18 protein-coding genes and 1 other RNA gene are annotated in these 16,942 nt (G+C 48.3%); 11 read left to right on the top strand and 8 right to left on the bottom strand.

The window, feature by feature from the left end; genetic code table 11:
* Positions 1–20: 20 nt before the first annotated feature.
* From lgt to gcvH, 4 genes are all read right to left on the bottom strand, one after another.
* Positions 21–806, bottom strand: a complete 786-nt coding sequence (gene lgt / locus DFR28_RS12185) for a prolipoprotein diacylglyceryl transferase (protein WP_113954647.1) — start codon at positions 804–806, stop codon at positions 21–23.
* A gap of 18 nt (positions 807–824) precedes the next feature.
* Positions 825–1,757 carry a carbohydrate kinase family protein gene (locus tag DFR28_RS12180; RefSeq protein WP_113954646.1) on the bottom strand — a complete coding sequence of 311 codons (933 nt, stop codon included), beginning with the start codon at positions 1,755–1,757 and terminating at the stop codon, positions 825–827.
* A 161-nt stretch (positions 1,758–1,918) separates the two neighbouring features.
* The gene (tpx, locus tag DFR28_RS12175) at positions 1,919–2,413 is read right to left on the bottom strand and encodes a thiol peroxidase (RefSeq protein WP_113954645.1); all 495 of its coding nucleotides are present in this window, start codon (positions 2,411–2,413) and stop codon (positions 1,919–1,921) included.
* Positions 2,414–2,479: 66 nt separating this feature from the next.
* Positions 2,480–2,866 carry a glycine cleavage system protein GcvH gene (gcvH, locus tag DFR28_RS12170; RefSeq protein ID WP_113954644.1) on the bottom strand — a complete coding sequence of 129 codons (387 nt, stop codon included), beginning with the start codon at positions 2,864–2,866 and terminating at the stop codon, positions 2,480–2,482.
* A gap of 218 nt (positions 2,867–3,084) precedes the next feature.
* Here gcvH and DFR28_RS12165 point away from each other — a divergent pair, with 218 nt between their 5' ends.
* Positions 3,085–4,095 carry a Fe(3+) ABC transporter substrate-binding protein gene (locus tag DFR28_RS12165; protein ID WP_113954643.1) on the top strand — a complete coding sequence of 337 codons (1,011 nt, stop codon included), beginning with the start codon at positions 3,085–3,087 and terminating at the stop codon, positions 4,093–4,095.
* Between the two features lie 17 nt (positions 4,096–4,112).
* On the top strand, positions 4,113–5,732 hold the full coding sequence (locus tag DFR28_RS12160) for an ABC transporter permease (protein WP_113954642.1): 1,620 nt from the start codon (positions 4,113–4,115) through the stop codon (positions 5,730–5,732).
* A gap of 33 nt (positions 5,733–5,765) precedes the next feature.
* On the opposite strand, the gene fur is transcribed toward DFR28_RS12160, so the two are convergent.
* Positions 5,766–6,191, bottom strand: coding sequence for a ferric iron uptake transcriptional regulator (gene fur, locus DFR28_RS12155; protein WP_113954641.1), 426 nt, complete (start codon positions 6,189–6,191; stop codon positions 5,766–5,768).
* Positions 6,192–6,364: 173 nt separating this feature from the next.
* On the opposite strand from fur, the gene DFR28_RS12150 reads away from it, so the two are divergent.
* Positions 6,365–7,138 carry a PhnD/SsuA/transferrin family substrate-binding protein gene (locus DFR28_RS12150; protein WP_147251017.1) on the top strand — a complete coding sequence of 258 codons (774 nt, stop codon included), beginning with the start codon at positions 6,365–6,367 and terminating at the stop codon, positions 7,136–7,138.
* 42 nt (positions 7,139–7,180) lie between these two features.
* Here the strand turns inward: DFR28_RS12150 and DFR28_RS12145 are convergent, their stop codons facing one another.
* The 3 genes from DFR28_RS12145 to DFR28_RS12135 are packed head-to-tail and all read right to left on the bottom strand — an operon-like array spanning position 7,181 to position 10,311.
* On the bottom strand, positions 7,181–8,383 hold the full coding sequence (locus DFR28_RS12145) for an FAD-dependent monooxygenase (protein WP_113954639.1): 1,203 nt from the start codon (positions 8,381–8,383) through the stop codon (positions 7,181–7,183).
* A gap of 6 nt (positions 8,384–8,389) precedes the next feature.
* Positions 8,390–9,727 carry an aminopeptidase P N-terminal domain-containing protein gene (locus tag DFR28_RS12140; RefSeq protein WP_113954929.1) on the bottom strand — a complete coding sequence of 446 codons (1,338 nt, stop codon included), beginning with the start codon at positions 9,725–9,727 and terminating at the stop codon, positions 8,390–8,392.
* A gap of 11 nt (positions 9,728–9,738) precedes the next feature.
* Positions 9,739–10,311 carry a UPF0149 family protein gene (locus DFR28_RS12135; RefSeq protein WP_113954638.1) on the bottom strand — a complete coding sequence of 191 codons (573 nt, stop codon included), beginning with the start codon at positions 10,309–10,311 and terminating at the stop codon, positions 9,739–9,741.
* A 172-nt stretch (positions 10,312–10,483) separates the two neighbouring features.
* Between DFR28_RS12135 and DFR28_RS12130 the strand changes: the two genes are divergently transcribed.
* The 8 genes from DFR28_RS12130 (at position 10,484) to DFR28_RS12095 (ending at position 16,857) form a co-directional block, all read left to right on the top strand.
* On the top strand, positions 10,484–10,687 hold the full coding sequence (locus tag DFR28_RS12130; RefSeq protein WP_113954637.1) for a hypothetical protein: 204 nt from the start codon (positions 10,484–10,486) through the stop codon (positions 10,685–10,687).
* Between the two features lie 45 nt (positions 10,688–10,732).
* Positions 10,733–11,044, top strand: coding sequence for a cell division protein ZapA (locus DFR28_RS12125; RefSeq protein ID WP_113954636.1), 312 nt, complete (start codon positions 10,733–10,735; stop codon positions 11,042–11,044).
* A 71-nt stretch (positions 11,045–11,115) separates the two neighbouring features.
* Positions 11,116–11,314, top strand: a non-coding RNA gene (gene ssrS, locus DFR28_RS12120) — 6S RNA.
* Positions 11,315–11,398: 84 nt separating this feature from the next.
* Positions 11,399–12,049: a 5-formyltetrahydrofolate cyclo-ligase gene (locus tag DFR28_RS12115; RefSeq protein WP_113954635.1), complete on the top strand. Its 651-nt coding sequence runs from the start codon at positions 11,399–11,401 to the stop codon at positions 12,047–12,049.
* Between the two features lie 145 nt (positions 12,050–12,194).
* On the top strand, positions 12,195–12,689 hold the full coding sequence (locus DFR28_RS12110; protein WP_113954928.1) for a peptidylprolyl isomerase: 495 nt from the start codon (positions 12,195–12,197) through the stop codon (positions 12,687–12,689).
* 314 nt (positions 12,690–13,003) lie between these two features.
* Positions 13,004–13,996 carry an NAD-dependent epimerase/dehydratase family protein gene (locus DFR28_RS12105; RefSeq protein WP_113954634.1) on the top strand — a complete coding sequence of 331 codons (993 nt, stop codon included), beginning with the start codon at positions 13,004–13,006 and terminating at the stop codon, positions 13,994–13,996.
* A complete protein-coding gene (locus DFR28_RS12100) occupies positions 13,983–15,677 on the top strand; it encodes a glycerol-3-phosphate dehydrogenase/oxidase (protein WP_113954633.1) in 1,695 nt (564 codons plus the stop codon). The genes DFR28_RS12105 and DFR28_RS12100 overlap by 14 nt, the downstream gene beginning before the upstream one ends.
* The gene (locus DFR28_RS12095; protein ID WP_113954632.1) at positions 15,670–16,857 is read left to right on the top strand and encodes a glycosyltransferase family 4 protein; all 1,188 of its coding nucleotides are present in this window, start codon (positions 15,670–15,672) and stop codon (positions 16,855–16,857) included. The genes DFR28_RS12100 and DFR28_RS12095 overlap by 8 nt, the downstream gene beginning before the upstream one ends.
* Positions 16,858–16,942 lie beyond the last annotated feature (85 nt).

The following is a 16,942-nucleotide window of genomic DNA, read 5'->3' as shown; positions in this document are numbered from 1 at the left end:
ACAATATTCCTAGACAGTAATTAACGATTTGTCTTGAAAACTAAAAACAAACCTAACAGTAACATAGGCAAGCTTAACACCTGCCCCATGGTTACCCAGTCAAATAATAGATAATTTAAGTGTTGATCTGGCACACGAACAAGCTCTACCAGCATTCTGGACAAAGAGTAGCCGATCAGAAACAAACCCGAAAGTGTGCCAAAGGCTCTTTCTTTACGAGCGACCAACCAAATAATCGCTAGCAACAACAACCCTTCAAGGATAGCCTCGTAGACCATAGAAGGATGTCTCGGCAGCGGTCCGCCGTTAGAAAATATCATGCCCCACGGCAAATCGGTAGTTTTACCCCACAGCTCCTGGTTTATAAAGTTACCCATCCGGCCAAAGAACAAGCCGATTGGAGCAACTGGTGCGACAAAATCAGCCACCTGCAAGAACGGCAAATTGATTTTTCGACTAAACAAATAGAGTGCGCAAATAACACCGAGAAGGCCGCCGTGAAATGACATCCCGCCTTCCTGAATAAACACAACTTCGGTTAAATTATTCAGATAATACGCTGGCTTGTAAAACAACACATACCCTAATCGACCGCCGATCACCGCACCAAGCGCACCATAGAAAATCAGATCAGAAATACGATCGGCATTCCAATTTGCATCTGCATAGCGCGGGTAGGTCCGAATACGATAAAGCCAAAGCAAATAAGCACTGACAAATCCGCAAACATACATCAAGCCATACCAATGCACAGCCAGAGGTCCGAGCTGAAATGCTACCGGATCAAAATTGGGATGAGTTAACATTATCGACCCTGAAAGTTACTACAAGTCTTGACCGAAGGCCGAGCGGTATCGCTCAGCGAATTCCGACATCGTAAACGCATGGTTTTGAGTACCTGAATGTTCGATTTTTATCGCGCCACACAGCGCGCCAATTTGACCACAAACTTGCCAAGAGTAACCTTTGGCGAGACCGAACAACACACCGGCGCGATACGCATCACCACAACCAGTTGGATCAACTACCGAGCTAATCGGCGCCGACGGAATCACTATTTTTTCGCCATTGGCGTATATTTCAGAGCCTGAGCCCCCGCGCGTAACTATCAATGCGTCGACTTTTTCGGCTAATTGTTCGAGCGTAAGTCCGGTCTTTCCCAATAACATCTGACTTTCATAGTCATTAACAATGGTGTAGGTCGCTTCGCTTAAGAACTTTAAACAATCAGCACCGTCAAACATCGGCAACCCTTGACCTGGATCGAATACAAATGGAATATTTAGTTCAGCGAATTGCTCTGAATGCTGAATCATGGCATCTCGACCGTCTGGGCCAACAATACCCAACTCAATGCCACTTGCATCACCAACTTTGTTGACATGAGCATGATTCATTGCACCGGGATGGAACGCATTAATTTGGTTATTGTCGACATCTGTAGTAATGAAACATTGACCGGTAAAGGTTCCAGCAACTTGAGTTACATACTCTTGATTTAAGCCCTTTTGCTCCAAATACTGAGAATACGCCCCAAAATCTTCGCCGACAGTGGCCATAATCAGCGGATCACCGCCCAGCATCGCCAGGGTATATGCAATATTACCCGCACATCCACCATAGTGGCGTGTCATTTCGGGCACCAAAAACGACACATTCAAAATATGGGTTTGGTCTGGGAGAATATGGTTTTTAAACTGATCTTCGAACACCATTATTGTGTCGAATGCCAATGAGCCAGTGACAAGCGTTTTCAAAGGACTGCTCCTAATTTAGAGTCTAGGGAAAGGCATGCAAGCAACCAACGGGTTTATAGCCATATCTATAAGTGGCCGAAAATCGAACTGGTGTCACATTTAATATAAAGCGAAAAACAGTCGGCACAATCAATCCGCACCGACTGCATAAAAGGCAGAAATTAAAGCGCTGCTAACGCGGCTTCATAGTCTGGCTCTTGTGTGATTTCTGGCACCAATTCTGCATGCAACACTGTGTTGTTTTCATCAAGCACAAGTACCGCCCGAGCGGTTAATCCAGCCAAGGGGCCATCCGCCATCAGCACACCATAATCGGTGGCAAATGAATTATTTCGCATGGTCGACAAGGTAACTGTATTACCCGCTGAGTTTGCTTCGCAAAACCGGCCGGCCGCGAATGGCAGGTCACCAGACACAACAAGAAGCTGCACCCCTTCTTTATCCGCCACTTGAGCGTTAAACTTTTGAGTAGATGTAGCACATACTGCCGTATCCAAGCTCGGCACAATACTAACGACTTTCTTCTTACCCGCGTACTCGGCCAAACCGACGTCAGCTAAACCGCTAGTAGTCAATTTGAAGTCCGCGGCGTTTGAACCGACGGTCGGGAATGTCCCAGTTAAATTTATCGGATTACCTTTTAAAGTGACTTGCATAAGTCTCTCCTAATTTGTGTGTTGTTCTAGACCTGGAGGCGACGCGGTCGCCAAGTAATTCAGGTACTAATCGTCGACTTGAGCTAAATACGCTTCAGCACTAAGCAGCGCTTCAAGCTCACTCAGGTTACTCGCCTTAATTCGAAACATCCAGCCACCAGCATAAGGCGCTTCATTGAGTTGCTCAGGCTCACCATCAAGCGCTTCATTTACCGCAACAATTTCACCGCTTACCGGCGCATAAATATCAGATGCAGCTTTGACGGATTCAACTGCGCAACATTCTTCACCAGCCGTCACTTCAGAACCAACTTCCGGCAGCTCAACGTAAACGACATCGCCTAGGGCTTCTTGGGCGTAATCAGAAATTCCGACTTCAACTACGTCATCATCTAATCTACGTACCCATTCATGGGAAGACGCATACAATAAATCATCAGGGGTTTCGCTCATGGTGATCTCCAAAATCGCAGAATATGGCGTGCTGTGGTCAATAAACCGTTTAGCAAACCGAGGTTTAGTTTATTGCTCGGTATTATACGGCAATCAAGCGCTAAAGGTGCTCGCCAATTAATGCATTTTTCGCACGACACAATACTAAGACTTGCATTCATTTGCGCGATCAATGAAAATGAGAATGATTCTCATTTATATATTAACCCGCCCTTCCTATGAAAACGATTCTAGCTCTAACTACGGCACTATTGCTAAGTGCATGCAGCCCTCAGAACGCTGAAGTGAACTTATATTCAGCTCGCAAAGAGGCCTTAATCAAACCATTATTAGATGCGTTCACAGCCGAGACAGGCATCACCGTCAATATCATCAGCGGCAAAGACGACGCGTTATTAGAAAGAATTAAGAGCGAAGGGCTAAATAGCCCAGCAGACTTACTGATAACTACTGACGCTGGCCGACTGCACCGCGCCAAACAAGCCGGCATATTTACGGCTGTTGATTCCGCTATTCTCAAGCAAAACATACCGGCCAATTACCGAGACAGCGATGATGCATGGTTTGGCCTCTCGGTTCGAGCCAGACCCATTATGGTAACCAACGCCAAGCCTAACATTGAGATTAGTCGCTATGAAGACTTAACCAACCCAGCGCTACAACAACAAATCTGCATTCGCTCTTCTGACAATATTTATAATCAGTCTTTGGTTGCATCAATGCTAGCGGCCAGCACCAACACTGAAGTTGAAGGCTGGGTTAGTGGGTTGGTCGCGAATTTCGCTCGCCCCCCACAAGGCGGAGATCGTGATCAAATACGCGCAGCTGCGGCAGGCCAATGCTCGGTGGTGGTCGCTAATACATACTATTTAGCCAATATGCTGGCGGACAAGGCCAATCAAGCCGACTTTAATGCGGCTTCGGCAATGACGGTTATCTGGCCAAACCAGCAAGATCGCGGCACTCATGTCAATGTCAGCGGTGCCGGCTTGATCAACACGGCTCCCAACAAGGAGAATGGCATCAAGCTAATCGAATTTCTTGCCAGCGACACGGCTCAAAAAATGTACGCTGATGTGAACTTTGAATACCCAGTAAAAGAGGGCGTTGAGCTCAATCCAATTTTGGCGTCGTGGGGCCCATTCAAAGCAGATGCATTAAGTCTAGACATGCTTGGTAAAAACAATGCCGACGCGGTCAAAGTGATGGACCGAGCTGGCTGGAAATAACGCTCGGGAATAGCCCAATGCTTACAACCCGTGTCTGGCGATGGGAACTAACAGCGACGGCTATCTCGCTGTTAGTAGTTGCTCCATTGCTTGCCCTGCTGGCTTTAAGCTTGCAGGCTGAGCGTGAAATTTGGACGCATTTAGCCAGTACCGTACTCAATGATTATGTCGTCAGTACGCTGCTACTTATGGCTGGCGTCGCCGTCTTAACACTGTTTATGGGCGTCGGCTGCGCGTGGCTAGTGACTCAGTATCAATTTCGCGGAGTCCGGTTTTTCAATTGGGCATTGCTATTGCCACTAGCCATGCCAACCTACATTATCGCTTATTCTTATACTGGACTACTGGATATAGCCGGCCCATTACAAAGTGCTATTCGTAGCCAGTTTGGACTACGCTTCGGAGAATATTGGTTTCCGGAAATTCGTTCCTTAGGCGGCGCAATATTCGTCATGAGCTTCGTACTGTATCCTTACGTTTACCTTTTGGCTCGCTCTGCATTTCTTGACCAGTCTCAACACCTTAAAGACGTAGGCCAGCTACTCGGACACTCACGCCGCAGCGCATTTTTTCGAATTAATCTGCCGATCGCGCGACCTGCCATTATCGCTGGACTGTCGCTGGCATTGATGGAAACACTTGCTGACTATGGCGCAGTTAGTTATTTCGGTGTACAAACATTTACCACCGGAATATTTCGCACATGGTTTGGCTTAGGTAGCGTTGCCGGCGCAGCGCAATTAGCCATGCTGTTGCTATCTTTCGTGATCGTACTCGTATGGGTCGAACAACGCTCACGAAGGCGCGCTCAATACATTAATAAACGGAACCAAGTACGACCCGCCGCTACACCACTATCGGGAATGAAAAACTATATTGCTGTGGCACTTGCGATGACGCCACTACTAATTGGCTTTGTGATTCCAGTCGCACAATTATTAAAATGGGCGATCGCAACCCATACTCAATTATGGCAACCACAATTTTGGCGATTAGTCACCAACACCCTGATGCTAGCCAGTGTTACAGCCCTACTAGCCGTAGCATTGGCACTATTAATTGCATACAGTACACGCATCGCAAATACTCACATCACGCGCCTAGCTCGCCAGTTAGTCGGCCTCGGTTACGCCGTTCCAGGCACCGTGATTGCGGTTGGCACCTTGATACCTCTCGCTCGACTAGACAATACGATAGACGCTTGGTTCCGAGCAAATTTCGACGTATCAACCGGCTTGCTAATTAGCGGCACCTTAGCGGCGCTAATCATTGCGTACTTAGTTAGATTTATGGCGGTCGCTCTCAGCTCCGTGGACTCCGGCTTGCAATCTATCGGCCCTAACATGGATCAAGCGGCCCGATCATTGGGTTATACCCCCATACAAGTGCTACGCCGAATTCACGTACCGATACTCAGCACAAGTTTGTTGACGGCATTGTTGGTTGTATTTGTCGACGTAATGAAAGAATTGCCAGCAACCCTTGTCATGCGACCATTCAATTTCAACACCTTGGCGGTCCGGGCCTATGAACTTGCGTCTGACGAACGCTTGGCAGACGCATCATTGGCGTCACTGGCTATTATTTTGGCTGGTCTAATACCGGTAATTCTACTCACACGAGCAATCAACCGTTAGCGGCTTGGGGCGAACTCAACCCCACTATCAACACTACTCGCTGCGAGCGTCCTGACAGCTTTTGCACATGCCATACAAGTACAATGAATGATCCTCTAACTTGAAATCATATTTTTGCGCCACTTTCTTTTGTCGCTCTTCAATTTCAGGATCGTAAAATTCCGTAACGGTATTACACTTAATACAAACCATATGATCATGGTGTTCGCCATTATCCAGCTCAAACACCGACCGACCGCCCTCAAAATTATGGCGCAGCACCAAGCCCGCATTTTCAAACTGGGTCAGCACTCGGTAAACCGTGGCAAAAGCGATGTCTTCACCGGCGTCCAATAACGCTTTGTACACATCTTCCGCGGTGTAATGTCGGTCACCACTGCTTTCGAGTACCGATAGTATTCGTAGACGTGGCAGCGTCGTTTTTAAACCGGCGTCTTTTAGTTCTTGGCTGGTCGGCATGAGGGTTCTCGTAACGTTTAATTAATACGCCATTCCAATAAAGAATGGAAAATATAGAGACTTAGTTTAGCAGTTTTTCAATCCAAGGTTAGAATAAAGCCGTGCCCTGTAATCGATCCAAAAATTCAAGCAAACAATCCTGGCGAGCCGCGCTGATCGGCATCGTGCTTAGCATGCTGACTACTACATCGACGGCGCAGCAACAGACTACCGACATTCCCTTATACCTACCCTACCAGTCATCACAATACCCCGAGCTCGCGCTTAAATTAGACTCAGCGCTAGCCGAAGCTGGCCTCGGACAATTCAAAACCGTCACCACCGACTATTGGCATCCATACCAACAAGGCATTCGGCAAGGGAGAATAGGCGTTTATTTAGCTGCGCCCCATTACACGGCATGGGCGTTGCACAAACATCGCTTTATACCGTTCCTGCGTTTACCTAACTCACTCCAATATGTCATCGCCACTCGCCATGCCGACTCTCAATATTTTGAAGTAAATGATCTAGCGGGCCAGAATATCTGTTCGCAACGCGCAGTTAATTTGGACTTTCTGCTGGTACAACAAGCCTTCGATCAGCCCCTCAAAACCGCCAGTAACAAATTCGTCAACTCGGTGGCCAGCGCAATGCAATATGATAATCAGAACTGTGCCGCCTTTGCTGTTACTGAGCATACCTTTAAGCGTTTCAATACGGCAGAACCAGACCGTTTCATTCGCTTATTGCAAGGGCCCGAATACCGTAATTACGCGTTTATTGCACATCCAGACATTGCACGCGATACCGCCATTAAACTCAAACGTTTTTTGCGCAGCGCAACCGCTATTACTATTCTCACGCCGCTACTCAAACAATTTTCCAGCAGCCCCTCTTTATTGCCCGTGCGCCGAGCCGATTACCCTAAAAGCTACCTATCGATTCTTGCACCTTATTGGGGATAGTCGTGCGCAAAGGTTTACCTAACCAAGCGAACCGACGTTCTATTACAAACCCATCGCTTGGCGAATCAATAAACGCCTTAAAGTTTGATTACGATCCACAAGATTCATTCCGAGCCCCCGTAGGGCAGTCCACATCGGCGTAGCATTTTGATAGGCTGAATGCAGCGCCGTCATGGCACCGTCAGTCTGCTCGTTGTCGGGCTGTCGGCGATGCTGGTAACGAGCCAATACCTGACTATCGCCGACCCGCTCGCGACCAGCGCTCTTCAACAAATCGCCAAGGCAGACAACATCCTGAAATCCCAAGTTAGCCCCTTGACCAGCCAACGGGTGGACCGCGTGGGCGGCATCTCCAAGCAGCACGACTCCCTGCTTATAGTATCGCTCGGCGCGCTGACTTTTAAGTGCAAAGGCATGCCGCGTAGACTTCAATTTGACCGCCCCCAAACGCTGTTCCATGGCGTGGCTTAGAGATACTTCAAAATCCTCATCCGATTGAGCCATTAAACCTTCGCCCAGTGACTGCTCAACACTCCAAACGATAGAGCACTGGTTATTCGCCAAGGGTAAAAATGCGACCGGCCCACTGCTTAGAAACCGTTGCCAAGCACAGTCTTCATGTGACTTGACTGACTCTATTTTTGCCACAATTCCAATCTGTTGATAGTCTCGACGGCTGGAAAAAATTCGAGCTTGGCGGCGAACCCACGAATTAGCTCCATCGGCGGCCACTAACAAGCTAGCTTGCAGCGTCGTTACGGCACCCGATTCGGTGATTTTTATGCTGTTTGCGCTTGGCTGAAATTCAGCTGATTCGAAAGACTCGATAGCGCAATCAAAGCGACAATCCAGCTGTCGTTGCTGTAAGCAACGTTGCTGTAAGCAACGTTGCTGTAACAGATAATTACACCAAACGCTGTCGACCATGTGACCAAGATGCGGCAACGAAGTGTCGGCGGCAGAAAAATGCAGTTCGCCATTCGATTGCTCGTCCCACACTGACATGCTCGAATAAGGGTAAGCATGCTCCTCACTGAGAGTGTCAAACACGCCTAACTCAGTTAATAGATTAGTGGCCTTAGTGCCGAGCGCCACAACACGTTGATTCGCCGGCAAGGTATCAGGCAACGGTGCAGCGCGTTCCAACAGAGCAATCGAGTAATCGGTATGCTGAGCCAGCCACAACGCCAGCGAGGTGCCCATCAACCCTGCGCCAACAATAACCACATCGTACTGCGTACGCATTAGGGGTTAGCCGGCCATAATGGCTTCGATTTCGGCAACCGTCTTTGGCGCCGAAGCAGTTAAATTATCATAGCCATCACGTCGCACGAGCACATTATCTTCTATCCGAATGCCAATATTGTGCCATCGCGGATCAATCTCATCAGCAGGATTCACATAGATACCAGGCTCAACGGTAAACACCATTCCCGGTTCGAGCTCCCGCCAGTTATCTTCAACTTGATAATCACCAACATCATGCACGTCCATGCCCAACCAATGTCCAGTGCGGTGCATATAGAATTGTGTGTAGGTCTGACGCTCAAGCACTTCAGCTAAGGAACCCTTCAATAAGCCCTCATCGATCAAGCCCTGAGCAATCACTTCAACCGCCGCCTCATGCGGCTCATTCCAACCATGCCCGGCGCTACATTTTTCAAACGCGGCATATTGAGAGGCCAAAACAATCTCGTACAAGGCTCGTTGCTCTGGGCTGAACTTGCCATTTACCGGAAACGTTCGACTAATATCCGCGGCATAACACTCGAACTCAGCACCGGCATCAATCAGTAACAAGTCGCCATCGCGCAGTGGATCAACATTTTCAGTGTAATGTAAAATACAGGCATTGGCGCCGCCCGCTACGATCGATGGGTAAGCGTTGTAATGACTGCCACCTTTTCGGAATTCGCATTCCATTTCCGCCTGCACCTGATATTCAAACATTCCTGGACGACAAGCTTGCATAGCCCGCAGGTGGCCTGCCGCTGAAATTCTACCCGCCTTTCGCATTAAGAATATTTCGTCGGCGCGCTTGATGAGTCGTTGCTCATGAAGAATATGGTTGAGGTCGACGAATTCATAGGGCGCTTGCTTACTGCGGCGCGCGTCCTGTTTAATTTTTGTCATCCAGCCAAGCAATTGCGCATCAAAGTCGGGATACCGACCCACGGTAGTGAAGACCTTTTCTTTCTCCTCCATCATGCCCGGCAAAATATCGTTGATGTCGTCGATCGGAAACGCATCATCAGCACCGAATAACTCCATCGCGCCTTCGAGCCCGGCACGACGCCCATCCCACATCTCGCGGGTTACGTCTTTCTCTCGACAAAATAGCACGAACTGTCCTTGCGAGCGGCCAGGGCTAATAACCAACACGGCATCTGGTTCCGCAAAACCGGTCAAATAATAAAAGTCGCTGTCAGCGCGAAATTGATAAACCACATCCCCATTCCGAGACTTTTCGGGCGAGGTAGCGACAATAACAATGTCATCTTCGCCGATTTGGTTAATCAGCTCAGCGCGACGTCGAGCATAAACATCAATACTGGTTGTCGCTGCCCGTTGCGTCTGTAAATGCCCCATAGCCATTCCCCTTAATGAGCTTGCGAAGGTGCGTCAGCAGCTTGCTCAGAGTATATAAACTCAAAAATAAGCTGAGCGCCGACTTTTAAATACTCCTCTAGCTCTACAAAGGCGAACTCTTCCTCTCGCTGATCCTCATCGCCAGAGCCGGCTTCAGATATTTCAAACATATCTCGAGCAATTTCAGGCCCGCTTTCCGGTAATTGATCAATACTGAATCGATCGTTATACAACATACCCAGTAGAAAGCCCTTACTCCAAGTCGCCAACCCTTCGACACGCCACGCCAATGGCTCATCGTCGTCAGGCAATACCAACTCAAACCCTTCTTTGCTGTCGAACAACAACTCACCAGTCTCGCGATACATTTCGTATAGCAACTCATTTAAACGTGCAAAGCGCCCGTCACCAGCTTGTGCTTCAGGAGCAACCAGCTTTAGCAATTCCGGCGTAATCCCAGTCTTTAGGTGATTAATGATCGCGCCAACAACAGTGCCATGCACTTCGCTCGGCGTAAGCTCGGTAATCTCGGCCAAGGCCAATGTGGATTCAATTTGGGTATATCGGTCTGAACGGTCAGGCATAAGTTTGTCAACGCGCTTTCTAATTTGCTGGCTATTCTACCCTATCGAATGTGTACTGCGATACAGTCTAAGCTCGCGAGAAGGCGCGAAACAGAGTGATAGTGAGTTGACGCCACCACACTGCCCGCCTAATATTAAGCCTGAATATCTATAATAGAGATGGTACGCCCGTATGGAAGCCAATATCATCGGTCTCGAACAACGCATTGAAACGTTGATCAGCGAGTGTAAACGCCTGAGTAGTGAGAACCGAAACCTGAAAACTGAACAGAGCTCTTTACTGACTGAAAAAACTCAGCTAAAGGAAAAGAACCGTCTAGCGTGCAGCCGTCTCGAGAAGATTGTCGAGAAACTACGCACATTAGAAGACCAGTGATCCGGCAACACTCCTTATTAAACGAACATAAAACCTGGAACAAACATGGCGAGCTCGGCACAAAGCAGAGGCATTAATATTAGTATCATGGGGCGCGACTTTTCGGTTGCTTGCCCTCCTGAGGAACAAGAAGACTTGCAGTCAGCTGCGCGTTATCTTGACACCAAGATGAAAGAAATTCAAAAGACCGGCAAAATCATTGGCGCTGAACGATGCGCAATCATGGCCGCGTTAAACATAACCAACGAATTACTGAAACTGCAGAGAATGACCACCGGTCAAGAGCAAGTACAGGCGCGTCTATCGAGCTTGCAAGCCAGAATCGATGAAGTATTGCGAGAAGCTGAAGGCGTTTAACACAGCAAGGTAATATATTAATTAGAAGTTATTAACTGATCATCAACACACACTGCTATAATTCCCACGGGCGTTGCCTGTTGTGTTTGTGATCGCTTCTAATCCCTTAGAACCTAGTATTTTTTATCGGGGGCTGAACCACACTGCTGTTGTGAGTGCTGGTCAGATTGGCCTCGTGTCAGTCCACTAGCGCACCTGATGCAGTTTGCAGGCTCCCACTTGGACCTTTGGTTCAAGGCACCAAGCTTTTACGGCATTGATGGGTAACGCTCCATTATTTTTTAGATAGCCAATGACTGATCCCGGCGGCTATCTATCGTTGCGCCAATCACACCTCGGCGCACCAAATTAACAATGGATTGGTCAATCAGCGAGGCGTCTCGTATGTTGCATCAAAAAAGACACCAAACGCTCAAGTTAATCGATATAACTTCGGGAACCATGCTTCGCCGTGAAATGCGTCAACAGCGCAGCGCACTCTCAAGTCGACAGTCTAAGCAGGCCATGCTTGACGTGGCAAATATAGCTAGGCAGTGCAAACCTCTCCTGTTTGCGACTCGTATCGCGAGCTACTCTCCATTTAATGGCGAACTTTCGCCAGCACTAATAGAAACGCCCAATTGCCACCAACATTTCCTCCCTCGCGTTGACAATTATACGCGCCATCTTATGCGCTTCTACTCCGCTAACCACCGCCGCACTAATCGTTGGGGAATCGTCGAGCCAATACCAACTGCACCGGCAGCCTCTATTAATCAGCTAGATGTAATTCTAGTTCCCTTGGTGGCGTTTGACCGAAAGGGTAACCGCTTAGGGATGGGCGCGGGGTTTTACGACCGAGCACTCCAATCACTGCGTCACCGCGCTAACCGTAGACCGCTTTTAGTTGGAGTCGGACATCATTTCCAAGAGGTTAATTCACTTATCTCAAAGCCTTGGGACATTAAGTTAGATGCTATACTCACAGATCGTGAATATATCGTTGTTGGGTCAAGTCTAAGTTAGTCAATGCCCAACGCTAAACCAAGAAAGCCTTATGAAAAAAATTAGCGTAAGATTCGCATCAATTCTCGCTGTATGCACTATCGCCTTCGTGGCTTCTGCATGCCAAGCTCAAGACAGTAAATTAATACAAAACAATAAAATGAATATGGTTACTTTAAAAACTAGCGCAGGTGACATCACCCTAGAACTTAATGCTGAAAAGGCGCCTGCTTCGGTTGCGAATTTTCTAGCATATGCAAAAGCCGGTCATTACGATGGTGTGATTTTCCACCGAGTGATTCCTAACTTTATGATTCAAGGCGGCGGTTTTGAACCAGGCATGCGTCAGAAACCAACCAATGCACCGATCAAGAATGAAGCAAACAACGGTCTTTTAAACGAAAAATACACCGTGGCTATGGCGCGCACCGGCGACCCACACTCTGCGAGTGCACAGTTTTTCATTAACACCAAAGACAATGACTTCCTAAACTTTTCAAGCGAAACATCACAAGGTTGGGGCTACGCTGTATTTGGCAAAGTCGTTGCCGGTCAAGAGGTCGTGGATGCGATTGAACTCGTTCAAACTGGGCGTTCAGGCCAGTTTGCCGATGTGCCCGTTGAAGACGTGGTAATCCAGTCGGTTGAAATTAGCGAATAGCCTACCGCAAGTCGTGCTTGAGGAGGCCATGAGGCTTTAATGTCTCGCTGCCACTCAAGCAAGGCTCACTTCAAGTAAGCGAATAACAAATAAGTAAAAAACTGAATGAAAAGGCAATCGGGTTGAATGGAAAAAACCCCCTCCTTGGGGAGCATTCAAAGGCTGAATGAGTTCCATCTTTTGGCTCTTCCCCATGCCTGACTCGGTGGCAGAGGAGTGCTTACTATACTTAGCCAACCGGTAGCTGCCTATCACCTAAATAGATGAATTTTGCCCGGATCATCGCAATCAAATTTATTGACTGATTAAGACATATGAAACAGCCCTCTAAACGCGTGTTAGTAACAGGCGCAACTGGATTTACCGGCGGCGCCTTGGCTAAAAAGCTCGTCGAACGCGGTGACCACGTCGTTGCTCTAGTGAGAAAAGGTGCAAATATCGCCCCTCTCGAACAGCTCGGGGTCGAGTTAGTTTTCGGCGACATCACCGATGCTGATGCGGTAAGCAAAGCGGCGCAAGGCGTACAAATAATTTACCATATCGCAGCAGTATTCCGCACCGCTGGACATCCCGATGAATACTATGAGGCCGTCAACATCGGCGGAGTAAAACATGTAATTGATGCCGCCCGCACGCATAATGTTGCTCGCACGGTACATTGCTCAACCATTGGCGTGCATGGCGATATCGAGGAACTTCCATCAAACGAAGAGTCGCCATTTAATCCTGGCGACATTTATCAGCGCACCAAGCTAGCCGGTGAGCAGCTGTTTGCTAAAGCCATGGACGACGGCTTACCTGGCTCCATTTTTAGACCTGGAGCGATCTACGGACCAGGCGACCTGCGCTTGCTTAAAATGTTCAAACAAATTAAGCGCGGTTTTTTCCCATTGTTTGGTGGCGGCACAAACTTGTACCACCTGTCCTACATTGATGACCTCACCGACGGCATAATTTTATGCGGAGAGCACCCAAACGCGCTCGGCCAACGCTTTATTTTGTGTTCTAACGAATACGGCACGTTAAAAGACTTAGCTGCGACAATAGCCTCGCAACTCGGTGTTAAAGCTCCGACCTTCGCGCCACCGATCGGGCCACTCATGCTGGCAGCGAAAGCCTGTGAAGCACTATGTCGCCCGCTCGGCATAGATCCACCTTTACATACTCGACGCGTAGAATTTTTTGTTAAGTCACGTGCATTCGACAACAGTAAAGCTCGAGAGATGATCGGTTACCAGCCAAAAATCAGCACTCGCGAAGGCGTCAAGAGAACGATTAAGTGGTACCAGGACAATGACCTTCTCTAACCGTAATACTGCGCAACTCAGCAAGCAAGCATACGACGTCCTCATCATTGGCGGCGGAATCAGCGGCGCTTGGCTGAGCTTGCATTGTGCGCAGCTTGGCCTTAAAACAGCCTTAATTGACAAAGGAGATTACGCTTCACAAACCTCCTCCAGCTCATCAAAACTGCTACACGGCGGCATACGTTATTTACAGCAAATGCAATTTGGCAAAGTTCGCGAGTCAGCAATGGAGCGCGCCGAATACATCTACGCTGCAGCGCATTTGTCTAATGCCGTGCCATTTGCAGTACCAACTTATCGTGACTTTCAGCGTAGCAAATTTTTTCTAAACTGCGGCATGCTGGCTTATCGCCTACTGTGTATAGGTGAGAATCGAGTTATTGGTTCAAAAGAGAACTACTTACCACCAATCCGATCTATTTCTGCCCCACAGCTCAATACTATATGTGATTTGAGCAATGAGGCGCACACCGGCGGAGTGGTGTTCTATGAACGGCATATGCTCGATAGTGAGAGAATGGTTTTAGCCATCATCCAAACCGCCCAAGATCATCACGCAGATACATTTAACTATGTATCTGCACAGCACTTTCTTCAGTCCGACGACCGCATCACTGGGGTTGCAGCAAAAGACGAGCTGACCGGCGAAACATTTTCTATTCAGAGCAAATTAGTCATCAACGCCGCCGGACCGTGGATTGACAACTTAAACCAAGACCTACCTAGATCCGCCAGCGCACCGCGAATAAACGGTTTTGCGGTCGGGTCACACATCGTCACGCGACAACTTAGCGACCATGCGATTGCCCTCACTACCAAACATCAGAGTGATGCCAAAATAGACCGCGGAGGTCGGCATGTGTTCATCATTCCATGGCGCGGATTTTCACTAATAGGCACCAGTTACGACGAAATCGAAAACCCCAACGGTGATCTGAGCATTCAAGCCGATCATGTTTCACAGCTTTTAGATGCGGTAAACGCTGGCCTACCGAGTGCAAAGTTAACCCGCGCTGATCTAATTTCAGGCTACTCCGGTTTATACCCACTTCAGACTGACAATATTAAACGAACCGTTTACCAAGGCTCTGGCGAATATCAAATTATCGATCATCAAGTTGCCAACGGTGTTGAAGGGCTCGTTACCGCACTCGGAGCCAAATACACAACTGGTCGTAAGCTCTCCGAGCTAACGATGAAGCTAGTCGGCTCAAAACTCGGCATGACTAAAACACCGCCGCGCACAAAACTCCGCGCCAGCCAATACCAAAGCTTAGCTGAATTTTCGACGGCAAAAGTAGGCCAATACAGCTCAAGTTATTCAGCCGCGACGATTCAACACCTAATCATGCAATACGGCAGCGACCTCGACGCATTTTTCACGTATATCGCAGATCATCCCGAGTGGCAACGCCCAATATCAGACGATCACCTCGATCTAGTTGGACAAATCTTTTGGGCCGTGGAGAAAGAACAAGCGGTAAGCCTTCACGATGTGCTTTTCCACCGAACCTCATTAGGCTTGCTTGGCATATCGACCGAGAGCATACATGCCGCCGCAGGCCACATGAGTACAATTCTTGAGTGGAGTGACACTCAGCAGGAATTGGAAATTAATCGTGTACTTAAACGACTTAATAGCATTGAACAGGCACTGCGACCGGGCAACAACGATGGCTAAAAAAATCAATATTCTGCATATTGCTCCTACTCCATTTTTTTCCGACCGAGGCTGCCACATTCGAATCGAGGGCATTGTTCGGTGTCTGAGCAATCTGGGCTACGAAAATACCGTATGCACCTACCATCATGGCCGTGATGTGGCTACCGTTGATACGCGTCGCATTACGCCAATAAAAAATTATACCCAAACCGCCGCCGGCCCCAGCAAGTATAAACTGTGGGCCGATTGGAAATTACTGTGGCTCACAGTGAGCGAATGCCGACGCGCCAAACCCCGCGCTATCCACGCACATCTACACGAAGGACTGATGATAGGTTTCATCGTTAAATTGCTGTTTTTTTGGCGTGGCATTCGTCTAATTGCAGACATGCAAGGTAGCCTGGTTGGCGAGTTAGACGCGCACGGTAGTTTTAAAAAACGTCCATACTTGCGCTGGCCAACACATTTAATCGAACGCGGCCTAATGTGGAGTGCCGATGCCATTATTTGCTCGTCGTCACACTCCTTGGAGAAGATACAATCGGAATTTTCCATTCCGCACAGCAAGATTTCGCTAGCACAAGACGGCGCAGATCACAGCGCACCGTTAGACCCACGGCGACGCAAACAATTGGTCGAGCTGTATGAGCTCCCCAGCGACAAACCCATTATCGTTTACTCAGGTGCGCTGCTCGATTCCAAAGGCCTACAAGAGCTAAAAGACGTCATAGTCGGCTGTCAAAAAGTAGCGGCCCTACATTGGCTTATCATCGGCTATCCGACCGGAAGTCTCAGGCTATTTCTGCGTGAGCATGGGCTAGAATCAAGTTGCACACTAACCGGCCAAGTAGATTTTGAAACACTTCCCAACCTACTACGACTAGCAGACATCGCTATTGACCCCAAGTTATCTAATGCCGGGGAAGGAAGTGGAAAAATGCTAAATTACCTCGCCAGCGGGCTCGCCGTTGCGGCTTTCGACACGCAAAATAATCGCGAATTCTTACCTACAGGCACCCCTTTGGCAGCGTCCAGCAAAGACATGGTTAAACTATTACTAAAACTTAGTAGCCGCGCGAAAATAGTTGAGCAACTAGCCGCAAATAATTTTCAGCACTTTGAACAACACTACTCTTGGAGCGTGACTCAACGTCAATTGGATCAAGTCTACACTTCCCAACTCGCAGAAGCTCAATAGATACCACACCTGAAGTGCCTAACTAGATCTAAGTAACGACGACTGAAAGCTCACTCACTAGCTTGCTAACCAACGATGACGTCAT

The sequence above is a fragment of the Arenicella xantha genome, assembly GCF_003315245.1.
GTDB lineage: Bacteria > Pseudomonadota > Gammaproteobacteria > Arenicellales > Arenicellaceae > Arenicella > Arenicella xantha.
The sequence above is the reverse complement of the archived record's forward strand: the minus strand, read 5'-3'. Positions and strand labels throughout refer to the sequence as shown.

What these genes read in the sequence shown, in the direction of transcription:
- DFR28_RS12145 (WP_113954639.1), bottom strand. Translation starts at nt 8,383, where the DNA reads ATGCGTACGCAGTACGATGTGGTTATTGTTGGCGCAGGGTTGATGGGC.
- DFR28_RS12110 (WP_113954928.1), top strand. Translation starts at nt 12,195, where the DNA reads ATGGTTACTTTAAAAACTAGCGCAGGTGACATCACCCTAGAACTTAAT.
- DFR28_RS12150 (WP_147251017.1), top strand. Translation starts at nt 6,365, where the DNA reads ATGCTGACTACTACATCGACGGCGCAGCAACAGACTACCGACATTCCC.
- DFR28_RS12125 (WP_113954636.1), top strand. Translation starts at nt 10,733, where the DNA reads ATGGCGAGCTCGGCACAAAGCAGAGGCATTAATATTAGTATCATGGGG.
- DFR28_RS12160 (WP_113954642.1), top strand. Translation starts at nt 4,113, where the DNA reads ATGCTTACAACCCGTGTCTGGCGATGGGAACTAACAGCGACGGCTATC.
- DFR28_RS12100 (WP_113954633.1), top strand. Translation starts at nt 13,983, where the DNA reads ATGACCTTCTCTAACCGTAATACTGCGCAACTCAGCAAGCAAGCATAC.
- tpx (WP_113954645.1), bottom strand. Translation starts at nt 2,413, where the DNA reads ATGCAAGTCACTTTAAAAGGTAATCCGATAAATTTAACTGGGACATTC.
- lgt (WP_113954647.1), bottom strand. Translation starts at nt 806, where the DNA reads ATGTTAACTCATCCCAATTTTGATCCGGTAGCATTTCAGCTCGGACCT.
- fur (WP_113954641.1), bottom strand. Translation starts at nt 6,191, where the DNA reads ATGCCGACCAGCCAAGAACTAAAAGACGCCGGTTTAAAAACGACGCTG.
- DFR28_RS12115 (WP_113954635.1), top strand. Translation starts at nt 11,399, where the DNA reads ATGGATTGGTCAATCAGCGAGGCGTCTCGTATGTTGCATCAAAAAAGA.
- DFR28_RS12105 (WP_113954634.1), top strand. Translation starts at nt 13,004, where the DNA reads ATGAAACAGCCCTCTAAACGCGTGTTAGTAACAGGCGCAACTGGATTT.
- DFR28_RS12165 (WP_113954643.1), top strand. Translation starts at nt 3,085, where the DNA reads ATGAAAACGATTCTAGCTCTAACTACGGCACTATTGCTAAGTGCATGC.
- DFR28_RS12135 (WP_113954638.1), bottom strand. Translation starts at nt 10,311, where the DNA reads ATGCCTGACCGTTCAGACCGATATACCCAAATTGAATCCACATTGGCC.
- DFR28_RS12095 (WP_113954632.1), top strand. Translation starts at nt 15,670, where the DNA reads ATGGCTAAAAAAATCAATATTCTGCATATTGCTCCTACTCCATTTTTT.
- DFR28_RS12140 (WP_113954929.1), bottom strand. Translation starts at nt 9,727, where the DNA reads ATGGGGCATTTACAGACGCAACGGGCAGCGACAACCAGTATTGATGTT.
- gcvH (WP_113954644.1), bottom strand. Translation starts at nt 2,866, where the DNA reads ATGAGCGAAACCCCTGATGATTTATTGTATGCGTCTTCCCATGAATGG.
- DFR28_RS12130 (WP_113954637.1), top strand. Translation starts at nt 10,484, where the DNA reads ATGGAAGCCAATATCATCGGTCTCGAACAACGCATTGAAACGTTGATC.